The following is a 16,366-nucleotide window of genomic DNA, read 5'->3' on the forward strand; positions in this document are numbered from 1 at the left end:
CTACAGTTCTGCCATGACATCAAGCGATCACATCCTCGGTCTCGTACGCCAGGCGCTGGACGAGTTCGACGACAAGCCCCTGGACGTTTCCGTTCGGCGTGCGGTGCGCATTGCCAACCTGGCCGGCGACACCAGGCATGCGATTCGCCTTTCTCTGGAACTGCGCCCTCAGGGAGGTGACCGCCAGACCAACGGCGAGATTTCCCGCATGCTGATGGCGGACCCTTCCTCCTGGGGCTCTGGAACGGGGCCGGCCGAGGAGGCTCTCAAGCAGTACATGAATGACCGCGCGTTCAAGGCGGATGATGGTCAAGATCGGGTGGTCGCCCACTCGCTGACGGAGATCGAGTTCTGGGACGAGGAGCTGCGTGACCTCAAAGCGGATGGCGAGCGAATCGACTACGGGAGCGATCTGGCGTCCAGGGAACGCACGGCACGAATCGTTGCAAAGACGCGTCACCTGGCATTCGCTCTTCTCTGCTCCTGGGAGCGCCGCTTCGGCTACACCAGCATCAATGAGTCGATCTTCGCTGGCTATCGAACCAAGGTCGACAGGCTGCTCTCCGATGGCGTTCCGGAGCTCCTGCAGCAGTTCAACGCGGTCTACCGCAGGCTCCAGGAAGCTGCCGAGACCTCCCCGAATCGTAATGCCGCAGAAGAGCTGTCGCAGGCGATCACGACCTGCCGTCGCATTCTCAAGAACGTTGTCGACCACGTACTCCCGCCGCAGGACCAGCCGGCGGCCACGGGCCACATCCTCGACGATGCCCGTCACCGCAACCGACTGTTCGAGTTCACCAAGAGGGCAGTCGAAAGCAAGTCCAGCAACAAGCTAACCGACGCCATGATCGCAGGGCTCTACGATCGGTTCGTAGCTGTGGACACGATGACCAACAAGGGTGTCCACGCCGCCGTTGCCTTCGAGACGGCGAACCTGTGTGCTCTGAACACGTACATCATCTGCGGTGAGATCCTGAGCCTGCATGCCCTCCCGGGCGACGCCACGCACGTGGCCAATTAGACGTGTGGGCCGGAGGCTTCCACCGGCCCACACCCTCGGCTGTTACGCCCACTCCATGCCCAGGTCCCGCAGCGCGTCCAGTTGCTCCTGGCCGAGCTTGTCCCGCCGGGCCTTGGTGTTCGAGACCCACACGCCCAGCTTCACCGCCACCGGCTCCGTCTCGCTGTCGACCGTGATCTCTTCGCTGTGGCCCCTTGGCACCGGCCGCTCCGCGCCTTCCCGCTCCACCCACTGCGCGAGCGCCGCCAGGCCTCGCTGGAACGCCTGCTGCGCCTTGCCCTGGCCCTTCGCCGCGCCCTTGGCGGCCGGGGCGGCAGAAGGCCCCTCAAGCGGCTTGAGCCCCAGCGCGGTCAGCCGCTCCTGCTGTTCGGGCAGGAGCCGGGCCCAGATGGCCGGCTGCTTCTGCTGCTGGAGCCACTTGCCGATGTCGTCACCGTCGAACGTGACGCCGGGCGCGATGGGTGGCAGGACGCCGTCGGCGTCGACCAGGTCGGCGAGGACGCGGTAGTGCCGCTGCCAGTTCAGCGGCCACGGGCAGTCCCAGTCCGGGTCGATCTCGGTGAGCTGCTGCGCGCGGACGGCGGCCCGCTGCGGGTCCTTCCCGAGGCCGCCCTTGCGGCGCAGATTGGCGAGGTGCTGCCCGATGGGCACCATCGCCTCGCCCTCCCCCCACACCGCGTCTTGCCGGGGTGCGAGGTGGCCGGTGGCCCGCCGGTAGGAGCGGAGCGCTGCGAGTTTGCCCTCCCACGCCTCCTCGCCGGGCTCCCACACCATCCCGGCTTCCGGGGCGTTCAGCAGCGTCTTGCGGCGTTCCTCCAGCTCACCGGACCGCAGCGCCTTCCTCTGCTGATGCACCCAGCGGCCAAGCGGAAACGCCTTCGTCGCCCCGACTTCGACGTCGACGTCGTAGGGCACGGCGTAGAGGCCGGTGATCTCGTTCTCCTTCCGCCAGCGCAGCAGGGCCTGGTAGCCCTCCAGCCACACCAGCGACTCCGGCCGGTACACCCGGGTCCGCAGGAACGCCGCGATCGTCGCCGCGTCGCGCGGGCTGGAGAACTGCAGCAGGGCGGCTTCGGCGGCGGCCTGGGTGTCGTCGTCCTCCTCCTGGTCCTCGCCGCCGGCCCCGACGATCCGCCCCTCCTCGTCACGCCGGACGTGCACCTTGCGCTTCCCGCTCGTGAGCGCCCTGGAGGCGAGCTGCTCGACCAGACGTTCGTCATGCGAACGCAGGCCCTGGAGGACGGCTACGAGCGGCTTGAAGCTGGCGCTGGCGACCATGTCCGTCGGATCCTCGCCGGGCTCCAGGAACACCGGCACGATGATTCTGGCCACCTTGGTGGAGCCGTCGCGGTTGAGCCGGAGCGCCCGGCCGATGTTCTGCACGATCTCGACCTGGGAGCCGCGGGTATCGGCGAAGCAGATCGAGTCGACTCCCCGCTCGCCGGTGATGTCCACGCCCTCTCCGAGGACGCGTACGCTGGCGAGGAAGGCGCGGTGCACCCGGCGCCCGGCCGCGTCGATGCCGTTGGCGAACTGGCGCAGGACCTCACGCCGCTCGCTGACGAGGTGATCGCCGCACAGCCACGCCGACCACACCCGGTCCGGCGGGACGTGGCGGCCGGCCTCCAGCTCGTAGAACTCCGCGTCGATGGAGGACTTCGGCAGCTTGTCCGCAGCGGCCAGGTCGGCGTCGGACGCGTCGTTGACGTACAGCTCGGCTGCCGTCTCCGGCAGCTTGTCCGCGAACGCGCGGGCCTCTTCGACCTTCTGGTGGAAGGTCATGACCGTACGCAGGTTGTAGGCGGCGGCGTGCTCCAGGAGCGCGGTCTGCAACAGGGCCAGGCGCCGGCCCCGCCGCGCCTCCTCGGTCTCGCCGATGACGGGGGAGGGGTCGCGGATCTCCAGGACGTCGATCTCGAACCCGGCGAGGATCTCCCGCTCGATCGCCTCCGACAGCCCGAGCTCCGCGAGCCACGCGCCGTAGAGCCCTTCCGGGTCGTCCGACATCGTCGCGATCTCCGCCTCCTGGCCGTCCTCGCCCTTCCTCGGCCGGGGGGCGGCGAGGATGCGCGGGGTCGCGGTCAGGTAGAGCCGGAAGTCGGCGGGGATCCGGGTGTTGTCGTGGATCGCGGCCCACGGACGGCCAAGATCACCAGCGGTTGAGTGGGCCTCATCCACGATGGCGAGGTCGAAGCCGTCCATGCGGTGGCCGTACAGGCGCTCCCCGCCTTCCAGAGCGGCCTCCAGCGGCCCGCGAACTTTCCTCTGGCCCTCGGGAGCGTCGACGTCTTCGCGGTCCACCAGGGAGGCGTACGTGGCGAACACGACGACCGGCCCGTGCCCCGCCCACAGGGCCAGCTGGATCGGGTTCGTGGTGGTGCGCACCCCGAGCTCGTTCAGGACCGTGTCGTTCTCCAGCGAGCACACTGCGACCATCGGGGCCCGGTGACCCACCGTCCGCCACGCCTGGGCGGTCTGCGCGAGCAGGTCCAGGGTCGGCACCGTCACGAGGATCCGGCCGTCCACGAACGACCCCAGCGCGCACGCGGCGGCCGTGATCGTCTTCCCCGAACCGGTCGCGGACACGATCGTGCCCCGGGCCCCCTGCTGCGGCACGGACGCTTTCGCGGGGAATCCCACCCACTTCCGGAAGGCCGCCTTCTGGGCCACCTGGTGCTCGCGAAGCTTGATGACGGACACGGACGTCCTCCCCTCGGGTGCGATACGAGTCAGTGCTGCGGGTTGTTCCGCCGGAGTTCACGTCGGAGGTCGTCCAGTGTGCGCTCGTCAGGGGCAGGCAGGTGCCACAGCGTCCAGCCGTTGATCACGTTGCCGGTGATCGCTTCAGCCGCTTTTGATGGGGAGGGGAAGGGAGAGGCGTGTCCGTCGACGATGAGCTGCCCCTCGGCGGTGACGACGGCCCGTCCCCTGCGATTGGCGCGTCGCTGATAGAAGGTGAGCTCGGTGCCCGCGTTGAGCAGGCCGGCCTTCAGGAGGTCAGCGAGCGGGCCGTGAGGGACGACCGGACCAGATGCGGCTTTAGTCGGCTCGTCGCCTCCGCCCAGGGAAAGGGTCAGGTGGACGGTGTCGTTGCCCGTAGCACGCGCGAGATGCGCGAAGACGGACGGATCGAAGTGAAGGCTGACTGTGGGCATGAACGCTCCCTAACGCTGACATTGGCTTCACGATTGAGTGACCCAGAAGAACTTAACAACTGAAAGCCAAAGAATCAAGGAGTGGTGCCAGTTCGGGACGCTGCTGTCATGTCGGCCACTGCCGAGCTTGCGCGGCCGGCCCGGGGTGCGATGCAGCGTGCTTTCGGCCTCCGGTCGCCAGTCTGACCCGGCTGCTACCGGCCCCATCTACGAAAGCTCTTCAAGGAGCTGGGCGAGGCCGGCGGGGTGCGTCGCGTGGATCGGAGCTCCTGCCGTCTGCCGAGCGTGACCTCCAGCGCGACGGGCTGGGGCCGTGCCCAGCGCGCACGCCCCTGCACCGAAATACTCCCCATCCTCCGGGGCACCCTCGATAGGCTTCCCCCCCTCATCCAGAGCCCCAAGGGGAGTCGAAATGGCCAACACGTGTGTGTTCTGCGAGGGGATGGCAGGCAGCCGTGAGCACGTGCTTCCGCAGTGGCTGCGGCGCCAAGCCCCCGAGGCATTCGTGAGGGCAGGCGGCACCCGCACCATACGCACGAAGCAGGGCGAGTACCGGCAGATCCCCGAACTGTTCGCCACCGCCACCGTCAAATGCGTCTGCTCCACCTGCAACAACGTCTGGATGTCTGGCGTTGAGCAGAAGGTGCAGCCGTTCCTGTACCACGTGATGCTCGGCCGGCCCGTGACGCTTGGCCCCGACGAGCAGATCGCCCTCGCCACGTGGGCGATGAAGACGTCGATGATGACGGTGCAGTCGAGCGTGCTTGACGACCTGACGATGATTCCTCGCGCTGACTACCTCCAGCTGCACCGTCACGGCCAGCCGTCCATGCGTCGCACGACAGCCCGAGCCCTGTACGTCGAACCGCCCAGCGACGAGCACCAGCACGAGTGGGGGAACTTCCACGGCCGAAGGCTCGGCGGGAAGAGCAACGGCTACTCGGTCATCCTGCGCACCGGCGCCCTTGCCGTGCAGTTCACCTCACTGCGCCTGGACCCGGGCTACGAGATCGCCCGATACGGGGAGAACGGACAGCAGCTGAGGTTGTGGCCCCCTACCGAGGCGTTCCACTGGCCGCCACCTACACCCACACCTGCTGACGAGCTGAACTCTATGCACCCGGTCCGGACGTGGGCGAAAAAGCGGAGGGCCTGACTGCCCCGCCTCAGCACCGATACTCAGACCCACCGCGTGGGCGAGGAATCACGAATTGGGAATTCGCCCGGACCTCAGCTGGACCAGATTCCGTCTCAAAATCTGCGCCACGCCCGGGCGTTTGGGGGGTGTCCTATGTTCAGCCAACAGTACATAGTGCCATGCTTTCCCATATCCGAGGTACCGTTCTGTGGCTGAGGCCCGAAGCCGCTCAATTCGTGATTCCTCGCCCGCCTGGGCGGCATAACTTGGGCGCTCACCTTTCATCAAAAGGAGTTGTCGCGGTTTAGTGAATCTGCGTAGTGGTCGTGCTTCTGACCTGGGGTTGTGCAGGTTGGTTGAGCGGGATGTCTGCCGGGTGGCTCACTGAAGCTGCGCAGTTTTTGGGTGCGGTAGCCGTTTGACTTGGGGTGTTTTTGGCTCCGGGCTTTCCTGTGCAGGTTGGTTGAGTACTGCGCAGGTTCCGTGATCCCTGGTATATGGCGGCGGTTACGGGGTGGGGTTGGTGTCGAGCCAGGTGGTGGGGATGAGTTTTTCGCCGTTGCGCCAGTTGTAGCGGACGGATGCCTGGTACCAGGTGTGGGGCAGGTCGGCGTGGTCGCTGACGATGATCTGGAATTCGGGGGCGAGTTCGGCGACGACCTGGTGCATGAGTTGGAAGAGGCGGGTGACCGTCTCGCGGTCTTCGTCCAGGGCGAGGTCTTCGAGCCGTCCTCGGGCTTTGGCCATGTCGGAGGGGTAGTAGGGCTGGGTCGGCTGGTCGAGCATGAGGAAGCGGGGTACGGGCCGGCTGTTCGCGGTGAAGTACTGGTGGAGGGCGAGGTGGGCGGCCAGGTGGTAGCCGACGTGGTTCTTGCCACTGCCGATGCGGAGCAGTTCGGTGCTGCCGGCGGGGGCGTCGGTGACGACGGTGGGTTTCTTGAGGTTCAGTCGGACGAGTCCGCCGCCGTGTTCGAGGTTCAGGAATCTGGCGTGGCTGGTCATCTTGCCGCTGACGTAGCCGAGGCTGTGGGTGAGCTTTTCGTCGACGGCGTCGTTGTCGAGCTGTTCTTCGAGGCCTTGGACGAGCTGCTGTGCCATCGCGGCATCCGCTTGCAGGCGCTGGAGGTGGCCGTTGTCGGTTGTGGTGCTGATCTGGCTGAGGTACGCGCTGATCCTGCCGCGGGTGTAGGCCTGAGCTTCGGCTTGTCCGAGGAGGCCGGCTTGCTCGGAGCGCTGTTCGGCGATGACGCTGAGGGCGCCCTCGATGCCGCGGAGCTCTTCGCGTAGACGTGCCGAGACCTGTTCGATCTCGCGCAGGGCCTGCTCGCGGCGGGGCTGCACTGCCCGCACGCTGTCGAGCTGACCGCGGAGGTCTTCGAGGGTGGTGTGCATGGCGGCGACGGTCGGGTCGGGTTCGGCCAGCTCGTTTCCGCACAGGGGACAGCTGTGTTCGCCGGGGAAGCCGTCGGGCACGAGGCTGAGTGCGGACAGGCGGGACATCCCGCGGGTGACGGCCCCGCTGTAGCCGGCGGCCTGGGATTCCAGATCGTTCAGGAGCTGGCGCTCTTCGGCCAGTGAGCGCAGCTGTCGGCGCAGGGCCGCGGACTGTTCGCTGAGGAGGAGTTCCTGCCTGCGCTGCTCCTCGTCTGCGCCGGGCCGGGCCGGGCGGAAGGAGGAGGCCTGCCGGAGTGCCTCGATGACCATGTCCCTGTCCGCGCTGCTGAAGGAGTCGTCGGCGAGGAGCCCGTGGACTCGGGCTTCGCCCAGGAGGGACTGCAGCTGTGATTCGACTGCCTGGTTCGCTTCCTGGGCGGCTTTGAGGCGGTTCTCCGCACTGCGCTGGGCGCGTTTGGCCTGGAGGAGCTGCTGCTGGAGTGTCGCCTGATCCTCCGGGACCGCGCCGAGGAAGTACGGGATCGTGGCTTTGAGACTGTTGGCGATGTCGCGGTCGTTCTGGCGGTGGAACAGGATCTTCTTGGAGGCGACTTCGTCCTGGTTTTGCAGGCAGAGCAGGACGGCGTGGCCCAGGTTCGCGCTGAGGGGGGCGGCCAGGCTCCCGGCTGCGGTTTCGCTTCGGGTGTCTCCGATGCCGATGCGGCGTCCGATCTGCTGGCGCAGCTGTGTCGAGTCGGTGTTGAGGCGCAGTTCCGACAGCTCCGGGATGCCGAGGTCACTGCCGACCTCGATCATGGCGGTGGTGACGGACTTGGCTGCCGGGCCGGGCGCTGGCCGCGCGGCGAGGATCCGTGTATCGGCCAGCTGCAGGATGACCGCGTACCAGGCGACGGTATTGAAGATCGGGCTGACCGGGAGGGTGGCCTCGTCTCGGCCAAGGCAGTAGTCGACGATGTCGAGTAGTGCGCTCTTGCCTGTCTCGGAGGTGCCAGTGACGATGTTCAGCTCGCCGAGCCGGAAGTTCAGGACGCGCTTCTCGCCGCTCTTGCTGTAGAGGATGATCGACCGGATCTGCACCCGCTCAGGGTCTCACGCCCAGCAGCGCAAATACGGTGGAAGGGTTGTCGGACTTCGCGGTCCAGCGGCCTATCAGAGAAGCGGCTTTGATGAGCTCGGCGAGTTCGCCCTCGGTACGCGACCTCGCGACGGTTCCTCTGAGGCAGCCGTTCTCGATGGCGATCACCCGATGCCGGATGCCGAAGCGCAGGCCTTCTCGTATGGCTGGGCCCAGCGAACTGCTGCGTGGGGCAAGGCCTGCGACGAGGGCCGGGTGGTCTGCCACCCAGTTCGTCAGGTGGGTGCGCGTCGTAGCGGGGAGCGCCCGCCTTGTAGGCCGGTGCAGAACCAGCGGTGCCACGACGAAGGCCATAGGCCATGGCATCAGCCGGCCGGAGGCTGCCTGCTCGTAGTCGCGTGCCGCAGTAGCGGCAATGGCGGCCATGAGGGCAGGGTTGAGGAAGGCGGCGCTGGCCTGCGGCCGCTGTGTCCAGCTAGGCACGGGCGGCCTTGATCAGTTCCTTCACACGTGCCTCGAAGTCGGGGTGCCAACCGATATGGCCGCGGTCGGCCAGTCGTGGTGCTTGCCGCGGGCGAAGAACGCCTCGTCGTAAGCCTCGCGGATGCGGTAGCGGGTCTGGTCCAGGGTCTTGCGCAGCAGAGCCTTGCCTGCCTGTTCCTGCTCACGGTCGCTGGCGTCGTCGGGCAGGTCGTCGAGCATCCAGTCGAACTCCCGCCGCCACTCGTCGGAGAGGTTGCCCTCGAACCGTGCCAGCTCGTCGAGGCCCACCAGGTCGTCTTCGAGCCAGGCGACCGTCTGGGTGTAGGCGCGGTAGTAGTCCACCATCGCCTTGTTCAGCTGGCGGCCGGCGCCTACCCAACGGAGTTGGTGGACGAAGCGCGCATCGAAGAGCTCGGCCTCCGCCTCCGCAGGGAAGTCCTCGCGTTCCACCAGCGTGGGCAGTCGGTCGGAGGTGTAGTCGTCCCGGATGCGGCTGATGCGCTGCATCAGGCGGTTCACGGAGACGCTGGTGTGCCGCTTCTGCAACATCTCCACGGTCTGCTCGTACCACCACGCCCACAGCTGCTTCATGAAGGAGTCGGCGTGCCCGTCCGGAAGTGCGGCCCTGAGCTTCACCCGTACCTGTGCGTCGACGTCGTCGATGGACGGTGTGCTGTCGATGACCCGCATCCTGCGTACGAAGACGGCGCGCTGCGCGGGGGGGAAGATTCAAGAACGATGCTCGCGCGTCGTTTGTTTCTTTGGCCGTCGATTCCTTGGCTGCAGTGGTCAGCAGCTTGAGGGCCTCGGCGGGTGCCGGAGCGGGTGCCTTGAGCGCGGCCATGGCGGTGCCTGGGCGGGCTCGTTGGGTGGTGACCAGGGTCAGTGAGGGGCCGTTCTCGTCTCCGGGGGCGTGGGTGTCCATCCAGGACTGGATGGTCCGCCAGACGTCGTCGTCCTTGTCGCCGAGAGTGCGCACGCTGCGGATGTGGTGCTTGACCTGCAGCAGATCGATGGGACGGCCGTCCTGCTCCCACGCGACGTCGTCGTGGAGTTCCAGGCTGATCGCCCCGTCAGGACGCTCCTCTTGACCGCGTAGTAGTTCGAGCAAGGCGAACTGCGCCTGGAAGATGTAGCCCAGGGCGGAAGCCGATGCCTCATGCGCGGAGGACGCCATGCCCTCAGTCTCCCGATTCCGATCTCGGACTGTCCAGGACATCACACTAATCGAACATAGTTCCGTCGAATAGGTTGAGGTTCAGAGCCTGGTCTGGGGTTCGGCCTCCGGGCTGTTTTCCTGTTCTTTTGGCCTGCCTGCTCACGTGATCGGGCCTGCCCGCGGGGTGGTTGGTAGCCGAGTTTGGTGAGTTCGGTGGGGCCTGGGTCGTAGGGATTGTGTCGGTAGGGCCACCGGCTGCGGGGGTAGGGGTGGCGGCCGGGTGTGTAGCTGATGCGGTTGCCGAACTGGTCTGGGTACAGGGCTGGGTTTTCGAGCCAGGGTCGGCCCAGGAGGGCGGCGACGGCGGTGTGGAGGGGATGGATGCGCCCGGGGCGTTCGAGGACGTGGAGTGCGCGTGGGTGTTGGGCGAGGAACTGGGCGAGGGTGATGGTCTCGGGGTAGGTGATCGCTTCGCGGGCGAGGGCGTACCACAGGCGGGCGCGCTTGTTGTGGCCGATGCGGCGGGCGCGTGCGGGCCAGATGCGTTCTTCTGCCGGTGCGGTGCGCCGCCAGGTCTCGGTGAGGTTCATGGCCTGGGCGAGGGCGTGGTCGGCGGCTGCGCCCCAGCGTCGGAGGAAGCGGATGTGGGTGCGGTGGGCGGCGAGGATTTCGGGGGTCCGTGTGAGGTCGGCGTGTTCAACGGGCAGTCGGGTGCCGGTGAGGGTGTGGCGGCCGAGTATCCAGGTGCGGTGTCGGCGGCAGACGAGGTGGGTGTCGGGCAGGTACTGGGGGACGGGGTGGGTGTGGCCGGTGCGGGCGAGGGTGCAGTGGCGGCAGCCCGTGACGGCGTACGCGGAGGCGAGCCGGAGCCGGGCGCGGGGGGACTGTGGGTCGGGCTTGTCGCGGTAGCGGTTCCATTCGGGGAGTGCGTGGGCGAGGTGTTCGTCCGGGATGCCGGCGAACGCGGAGATCAGGCTGCGGCTGGGGGCGTTGAGGTAGAGCTCGATGCTGGTGTAGGGGCCGTAGGGCTTGGTGCATTCGGGATGAAGGATCGGCTGGTGGATTCCGAGGCCGTGGAGCAGTTCTGCCGTGTCCAGGTGATGGCGGCGGGCAAGACGCTGAAGATAGGAGACGGTTGTTTCCCACTGGAGGGGGGCCAGGCGCCAAATGCTGGCGCGCGGTGCGGGGTGATGTCGGCGCGGCATGTCAGGCCCGGGGAGCGGGACGGGTGTTCTGTTCGGCGAGTTCATCGAGGTCGATCTCGTCGAGGAGCTGCTTGGTGATCTTCTCGGTGCCGTCGAGGATGGCAGCGATGGCGGCTTCTCGTACGAGCGCGGACAGGCTTCCGATCCTGCCGCCGGTGCGCTGGTGGAGGTAGGCGGCGTGCCGGGTGAGGGCCTCGGGGCGGTGTGCTTGGAGGCGTAGGGCTTGGTCCATGCCGCGGACCAGGCCTTCCCAGGCGGTGCGCTGCGCGGTGCTGCCGTACGCCAGGGGCGGGTTGCGCACCATCTTGAACCGCCCGGCTAGCTGCGCGCCACGGCTTCCCGTCAGGAGCGGGGATGCCTCGATGGCGACGCCGGCGTAGACGAAGGTCGCGGGGATGCGTTCGCTGAGGTGCTTCATCTGGTCGGAGGTTTCGGCACCGATGCGGGTGCGGGTGTTGAGCAGGTGGACGTCGTCGACGAGGACGAGCTGGGTCGCCAGATCACGCAGGGCACCGCAGACGATGTCGGTGATCCGCGCTTGGTTCATCGTCTTGCCGACGGGCAGGTCAAGGAACCGGGCCAGTTCGGACACGAGCATCTTCGGGGTCGCGGCGGGCGGCACGGACAGGAAGACCACCGGCAGTCGCTCGTCGGGGCTGTTGTGGCGGGCCCGGTCGGCGAGGTGGAAGGACCGGCCGAGCTGCTGCAGGGTGGTCGTCTTGCCCGTGGTCGGCGGCCCGGAGATCAGCAGTCCCCGGCGGGCCGTGCCGTTGTGCCCCCGGTTGAGGATCATCAGCCGGCGCAGGGTGAGGGAGATCTTGGCCATGATGAGGGTGGACAGGATCACGAATCGGGAGTGGTAGTCCAGACGTTCCTCGGCGCTCCACGGGCCGGTCCCGGGCAGGCACGGAGGATCGGTGTCGACGAACCGCGTCCACTCGCGCCAGGTCGTCGGTGACGCGTACGGATCGTTGTCCGTCTCCTGGCCATGGGCCGTCACCACTGCTGTGCCTCCTGGTGCGCGTCGAAGATATTCCAGGCCCCGGCCGACGGGGCACCCGCGGTGTTCGAGGTGGTGCCCGTGTCCTCGTCCACGGGCGGGAGCTGCCCGCCGGGACTGTCCGGCATGTCCCTGTCCGCCTTCCTTCGCCGTGTGCGCTTGGCTCCCACGCGCCGGCCCGGGACGCCGGCGCTATCGGCGGTGGTGCTGGCCCTGCTGGAGCTCTTGGCATCTGCGTGTCCGGTGTGGGCGCGCCGCAGGAGTTCGTCGAGGCGGCGGGCGAGGTGTTCTTCGTGTCCGGCCCGGTCCGTACGTCGTGTGACCACGCTGCGGATGTGTCGCCAGGTGGAGTCGGTGAAGGGCTGGGACACCAGACCCTGGTGGATCCAGGCAACCTGTTCCCAGCCCTGGGGGAGTCTGACCCAGCACCGCCACGGCTCGTAGGGGTTGTGGTGGACCTCCCATTTGCCGTCCGCGGCGGTGGAGGCGTGCCGGTGTCCGTTGAGTGCGGGCCCGTCGTAGGTGCGGTGCTCGAATCGAATGCCTTCGTCTGAGATCGCGCAGCGCCGGGAGGGGAGCAGTTCGATCCAGTCCGCTCCGTTCAGGGGGACGGGTACGTGTCCGGCAATGCAGGTGAGCGCGGCCCACATCTCGTTGGGGGTGAGTGTCAGGCGAGGCATGAGCGGGTGCCGTAGCCGCTCGTGGCGGCGTTCCTGCCACCCGCAGACGATCCACTCGTCCAGCAGGTCCTGCAGCTGGGGCAGCGTCCAGCACGCCTCGTCCTCCACGCTGCTGCCGCGCGCCGCGAGGTGGGTTCCGGTGTAGCCGGCGACGTACTGCGTGAACAGCGTGCCGACGGCCCCGAAGCCCCGCTCCACATGCCCCTTGGCGTGCCCGGACGCCGGGGGGCAGGGTTGGACTGTGATGCCCAGGTGCTCGGCGGCGGCGAGGAAGCAGCGGGAGACGAACACCTTGCCCTGATCGATCACCACGGTCGAGGGCCGGATCACCGGCCTGGCCGCCGCCCCCTGCATGCGGGCGTCGATGGAGACGAGCCGCGTGTAGGGGATGACGGAAGCGGCCATCGACAGGTACTCGGGCCAGTCGGGCCGCATCGGCTGCGGCACCAGGGTCTGCGCCAGGAGCACGGCCGCGTCCACTGCCTTGGTGCCTTTCGGACGCAGGACGGCCGCGGTGATGCTGCTGGTGGCCACGTCCACCGCCATCGTCAGCTCCGGCCGGCGCGCCTGTCCGTCCTCACACACGACCATCACGTCCAACAGGGTGCTGTCCATCATCACCATTTCCCCCGGCAGCGTCGCGACCGTCGGAGTGAACACCGGCACCGGCCGGGACGCGCGCCGCCGCTGGCCGGCGGCCGTCAACGCGAGCTGTTCCTGCTCGGCGACGGACCGCACCAGCCGGTTGAACGTGGATACCGGCGGCACCGCCACCACCCCGGGCCCATGAGTGTCTTCCAACAACCACCCCACCTGGCGCCGCAACCGGCTCAGCGTCCCCGTCGAGCGGCCCTGCTGCTCCTCCAGCACCCGCTTGATCGCGGCGACCACGCGCGGATCCGCACGCCCGAACACAGACCGCTCCCGTTTCAGCCGGCCGTCGACGAGACCCCATACCCCCTGCTCGCGGTAGCGGGCCCGCATCCGGCGCACGGTGGCCACGCTGACCTGTTCCCCGGCCGCGGTCAGCTCGGCGGCCTTGGCCGCCTCCCGCTCGGCGAGCCCGTACACGGCCGGGTCGTACCCGGGCCGGGGCAGCCAGTCCCGACGGGAGCCGATGTGGCCGGTCTCGACTTCCAGGATGTGCCGCTCCCAGGCCAGGGCCTTCTCACGGACCGGGGGGTCAAGGCTGTCCAGCGGGCCGTGTACCGGGACCCGCGACCGCCCCGGCCGACTGGCGTCCAGGACGGCGAAATCCTGCGCACCGAGTATCTGGGTGAGCAGCAGAACTTGCACCCCCGTGCCCTCCTCGGCGACCAGCCGACAGCGCGGCCCGTCCAGCCCGGCCAGGACATGGATGCCACCGTCGAACCGGATCCGGTCCCCGACTTCGACGACGCCTGCCGGACGCTTCACCGCTCCGCCTGCTTCCGTCGCCCGGCCGGCACAGCGCTCACGAGGGTTTCCTCGCTCAGGGGACGGCTCCAGGCCATGCTCAGCAGGCCGTTCCAGAGCCCGTGGTAGACGGCCGGCAGCGTCGCGATCGGGTCCCCGAGCCGGAGCGCACCCTCGCCCAGCGTCGTGGGTTGCGCGAACGCCCCGCGGAGCCGGGCAGTGGGGATAGCCACCGAGCACCGAGGATGCCGGTAAACCGACAGCCAGCGCCCATTGGCCAGGACGACCGGATCTGCGGTGTCCGCGAACTGGTGCTCCCAGCCCGCCTCCCGAGCCCACGCTTCGACCACCCGCGCCCGGCCGATGAGCCGCGCGGATGGTCCGCCGCTCCCGGGGCAGTCCACAAGACGAATGCCCCCGCCGGCCTCGGCCACGGCCAGGTCGGGGGCGTGGGTGACAATGCGGCCCCGCTCATTCCACACGAACTCCACGGGACGGCTCACCATGCCTGCCACCTGCGGATCCTGATCCAACATCATGACCGCGTCCCGCATAGCCGCGCTCCCGTACCCCACCAGACGGCTGGTGGTCGCTGACCACCACCACCCTGGAGCCAACCGCCGCCCGCGCCGCAGCGGGAATCCACGCACCATCGGGCATTCCATGAGGCGCAGCTCCCCGATGGCCGTTCGCCACGGCTTCCGGAGCAGGACCCCGTCCGGCCCGACGAACCGCACGTCCACATGGCGCGGATGCATCTCGCCCCCTCCACCGACCCCAGTGGCCCACCGCACGCAAGCCGCCCTTCCGCCCATTGAAGAACGGCTCGCTGTACCTGCGCAGTGCGCAGGTACAGCGAGCCACACGATGCAGTGAAGGTCGGTCTGAACAGCCCGAAGACAACTCTCGACTCTGCTAATGCCTCGTCCTACGGGCCCGGCAGAGCGGAGCGGAGACAGCCACCAACCTCGTGCGCGGATCGTTGTCACAAGGGGGAGGCACAATCGGCGCATGTCTGAGATCTTCGCCGGCCTGGGGAAAGTCATTGCGCCGTCGGGTGTGCTGGTGCTTGGTATGGCCGGTTGGATCGATCAGTGGCGGGAGCTGGGTCTGCCGCTGTCCGAGCGCGCCAGGGCGGCCACGGCGAAGGGCGGGGGCCATCTTCGTGAAGGGTTGTGCGAGGCGGTCGCGGTTCCGGCGGCCGCTGACCGGGCTTTGATGGTGCGGGCGAGTACCTCGCCGTCTCCGTTCGACCGTGAGCCGACGATTGCGACCCTGGAGATCGGTCTTGGGCTTCCGTGGCCCGACACCGCGGGCCGGGCGGTACCGGTCTGGCTCGGGGACCTGCCCGTCGATCGGTGCGGCATGGTTGTCGGCGACGCGGTGGGCCTGGATGTGTGGAGGGGATGGGACGACGAGCCGGCCGACGGGCTCGCCGATGTCTTCTACTGGGGCCTGTACGCGGACGACGCACATGCGCAGTTCGGTGGTGAGCGGATCGCCCAGTACGGCGTTGACGGGCCACACGGGTGGCTGGACCTCCCGGTGGCAGAGGCGGCCGCGCGTGCGGCCGAACTCGAAGCCTGGCGCGACCGCCTCCATGGAAAAGGCCTCATGGTTTCCGTCGACGAGCACACCGATGTCCACCGTTTCCAGCGGGCCGGGTGGCACCATCCGCTTCGTGTGGGTGCGATCGATGTCGGTGGCTGCCAGGTGCTGGGTATCGAATGGGACCAGGGTGACCACTCGATGAGGCACCGCGGTGAGCGGGTCGCCGGCCAGGTGTATCCGGTCACGCTCGAAGCCGATAAGGCGGGGGAGATGGTGCTGCGATGGGCCATCCCGCCCTACGACTTCGATGACGAAGCCGAGTGACCGAGCCCAGACCCGGTACCCCCGGTGCGATTCATCCGCACGACAAGGTTCACTGGCCGTCGGCAGCGTGGCTTGCAGGGACCGAGGAACGCACCATGCCATCAGTTCCTGTATCAATCCAGGCTAAATTTTGAAGCATAGCTTTGCGGTTGGTCTCTTCGAAGGATGGGGTATGAGCCGGGGCGCTGGACAGCAGGAGATCGAGCGGGAGCTGCGCCGGAGGGCGATCGGCGGGGCGTCCACGCTGGAGATGCTCACCTGGCTGAGAGACGACTTGGAAGTTCGGATCAACGATCCAGCTGACCGCGACGGCGCGATTGCCTTCTGCATGATCTCGACGTTCACATCCGTCTTCGACCTCGGGCTCACACCCGGACGGTTCATCGCGAGCTGGGGCACCGAACGAGGAGCCTCAGCCCTGTGGCTGCGGCGGGTACTGGGTCTGAGGGCGGAGGCGCCCCGCGGTAGCACGAACAGACCACGCCCGGGCCAGGTCCTTGTTGCCAGCGCCCGCGGAGCGGGCTTGCCCTGAAGGCGAAGCCGGAAGGGCCCCGGGCGGGGGAGCGAAGCGGACCCGCCCAATGGGCCGAAGGCCCAGACCCCGTGAAACGGGGTCACCCAGGCCTGCAGAGCAGGCCGTTCGGGGGCAGAGCGAAGCGGAGCCCCCGAACCGTCCGGAGCGCAGCGCAGGACACCGGCCCGAAGGGCCGGCTCTGGCTCGGCGAAGCCGAGCCAGCCGAGCGCAGCGAGGCGGTTCGTTGGCACAGCGCGCAGCGCTGTGGGAC

The 16,366-nt window shown here is 68.1% G+C and carries 13 protein-coding genes; 4 read left to right on the plus strand and 9 right to left on the minus strand.

Translation table 11 applies throughout. The features are described from left to right. The first annotated feature begins 13 nt into the window (after positions 1-13). Positions 14-1,021: a hypothetical protein gene (locus tag ACFUJY_RS23225; RefSeq protein ID WP_383302666.1), complete on the plus strand. Its 1,008-nt coding sequence runs from the start codon at positions 14-16 to the stop codon at positions 1,019-1,021. A gap of 42 nt (positions 1,022-1,063) precedes the next feature. Here the strand turns inward: ACFUJY_RS23225 and ACFUJY_RS23230 are convergent, their stop codons facing one another. Beyond that, positions 1,064-3,721: a Helicase associated domain protein gene (locus tag ACFUJY_RS23230; protein ID WP_383302669.1), complete on the minus strand. Its 2,658-nt coding sequence runs from the start codon at positions 3,719-3,721 to the stop codon at positions 1,064-1,066. A gap of 29 nt (positions 3,722-3,750) precedes the next feature. Continuing rightward, positions 3,751-4,176, minus strand: a complete 426-nt coding sequence (locus ACFUJY_RS23235; RefSeq protein WP_383302672.1) for a DUF4357 domain-containing protein — start codon at positions 4,174-4,176, stop codon at positions 3,751-3,753. Positions 4,177-4,588: 412 nt separating this feature from the next. Between ACFUJY_RS23235 and ACFUJY_RS23240 the strand changes: the two genes are divergently transcribed. After that, positions 4,589-5,332 (plus strand): hypothetical protein, encoded by a 744-nt coding sequence (locus ACFUJY_RS23240; protein WP_383302675.1) that lies wholly within the window; start codon positions 4,589-4,591, stop codon positions 5,330-5,332. Positions 5,333-5,821: 489 nt separating this feature from the next. Here ACFUJY_RS23240 and ACFUJY_RS23245 read toward each other — a convergent pair whose 3' ends face one another. The 7 genes from ACFUJY_RS23245 to ACFUJY_RS23275 all read right to left on the minus strand — a co-directional run bounded on the left by ACFUJY_RS23245 (position 5,822) and on the right by ACFUJY_RS23275 (position 14,752). After that, a complete protein-coding gene (locus tag ACFUJY_RS23245; protein WP_383302677.1) occupies positions 5,822-7,786 on the minus strand; it encodes a DUF3732 domain-containing protein in 1,965 nt (654 codons plus the stop codon). Between the two features lie 4 nt (positions 7,787-7,790). Then, positions 7,791-8,267 (minus strand): three component ABC system middle component, encoded by a 477-nt coding sequence (locus tag ACFUJY_RS23250; protein WP_383302680.1) that lies wholly within the window; start codon positions 8,265-8,267, stop codon positions 7,791-7,793. Positions 8,268-8,288: 21 nt separating this feature from the next. Beyond that, the gene (locus ACFUJY_RS23255; RefSeq protein ID WP_383302683.1) at positions 8,289-8,957 is read right to left on the minus strand and encodes an ABC-three component system protein; all 669 of its coding nucleotides are present in this window, start codon (positions 8,955-8,957) and stop codon (positions 8,289-8,291) included. Positions 8,958-9,485: 528 nt separating this feature from the next. After that, positions 9,486-10,631 (minus strand): hypothetical protein, encoded by a 1,146-nt coding sequence (locus tag ACFUJY_RS23260; RefSeq protein ID WP_383302685.1) that lies wholly within the window; start codon positions 10,629-10,631, stop codon positions 9,486-9,488. A gap of 1 nt (position 10,632) precedes the next feature. Further along, positions 10,633-11,634: a TniB family NTP-binding protein gene (locus ACFUJY_RS23265; RefSeq protein WP_383302688.1), complete on the minus strand. Its 1,002-nt coding sequence runs from the start codon at positions 11,632-11,634 to the stop codon at positions 10,633-10,635. Continuing rightward, positions 11,628-13,727, minus strand: coding sequence for a transposase (locus ACFUJY_RS23270; protein ID WP_383302691.1), 2,100 nt, complete (start codon positions 13,725-13,727; stop codon positions 11,628-11,630). The genes ACFUJY_RS23265 and ACFUJY_RS23270 overlap by 7 nt, the downstream gene beginning before the upstream one ends. Further along, positions 13,724-14,752 (minus strand): TnsA-like heteromeric transposase endonuclease subunit, encoded by a 1,029-nt coding sequence (locus ACFUJY_RS23275; RefSeq protein ID WP_383302694.1) that lies wholly within the window; start codon positions 14,750-14,752, stop codon positions 13,724-13,726. The genes ACFUJY_RS23270 and ACFUJY_RS23275 overlap by 4 nt, the downstream gene beginning before the upstream one ends. On the opposite strand from ACFUJY_RS23275, the gene ACFUJY_RS23280 reads away from it, so the two are divergent. Both ACFUJY_RS23280 and ACFUJY_RS23285 read left to right on the plus strand, forming a co-directional pair. Continuing rightward, positions 14,718-15,581 (plus strand): hypothetical protein, encoded by an 864-nt coding sequence (locus ACFUJY_RS23280; RefSeq protein ID WP_383302697.1) that lies wholly within the window; start codon positions 14,718-14,720, stop codon positions 15,579-15,581. The two genes, ACFUJY_RS23275 and ACFUJY_RS23280, sit on opposite strands and share 35 nt — an antisense overlap. A gap of 172 nt (positions 15,582-15,753) precedes the next feature. Beyond that, a complete protein-coding gene (locus ACFUJY_RS23285) occupies positions 15,754-16,113 on the plus strand; it encodes a hypothetical protein (protein ID WP_383302699.1) in 360 nt (119 codons plus the stop codon). The last annotated feature ends 253 nt before the right edge of the window (positions 16,114-16,366 follow it).

The sequence above is a fragment of the Streptomyces sp. NPDC057249 genome (assembly GCF_042669245.1).
Lineage (GTDB): Bacteria > Actinomycetota > Actinomycetes > Streptomycetales > Streptomycetaceae > Streptomyces.

Coding starts and splice junctions, on each gene's coding strand:
- ACFUJY_RS23225 (WP_383302666.1), top strand. CDS start 14: ATGACATCAAGCGATCACATCCTCGGTCTCGTACGCCAGGCGCTGGAC.
- ACFUJY_RS23235 (WP_383302672.1), bottom strand. CDS start 4,176: ATGCCCACAGTCAGCCTTCACTTCGATCCGTCCGTCTTCGCGCATCTC.
- ACFUJY_RS23240 (WP_383302675.1), top strand. CDS start 4,589: ATGGCCAACACGTGTGTGTTCTGCGAGGGGATGGCAGGCAGCCGTGAG.
- ACFUJY_RS23255 (WP_383302683.1), bottom strand. CDS start 8,957: ATGCGGGTCATCGACAGCACACCGTCCATCGACGACGTCGACGCACAG.
- ACFUJY_RS23260 (WP_383302685.1), bottom strand. CDS start 10,631: ATGCCGCGCCGACATCACCCCGCACCGCGCGCCAGCATTTGGCGCCTG.
- ACFUJY_RS23280 (WP_383302697.1), top strand. CDS start 14,718: ATGTCTGAGATCTTCGCCGGCCTGGGGAAAGTCATTGCGCCGTCGGGT.
- ACFUJY_RS23275 (WP_383302694.1), bottom strand. CDS start 14,752: ATGACTTTCCCCAGGCCGGCGAAGATCTCAGACATGCGCCGATTGTGC.
- ACFUJY_RS23285 (WP_383302699.1), top strand. CDS start 15,754: ATGAGCCGGGGCGCTGGACAGCAGGAGATCGAGCGGGAGCTGCGCCGG.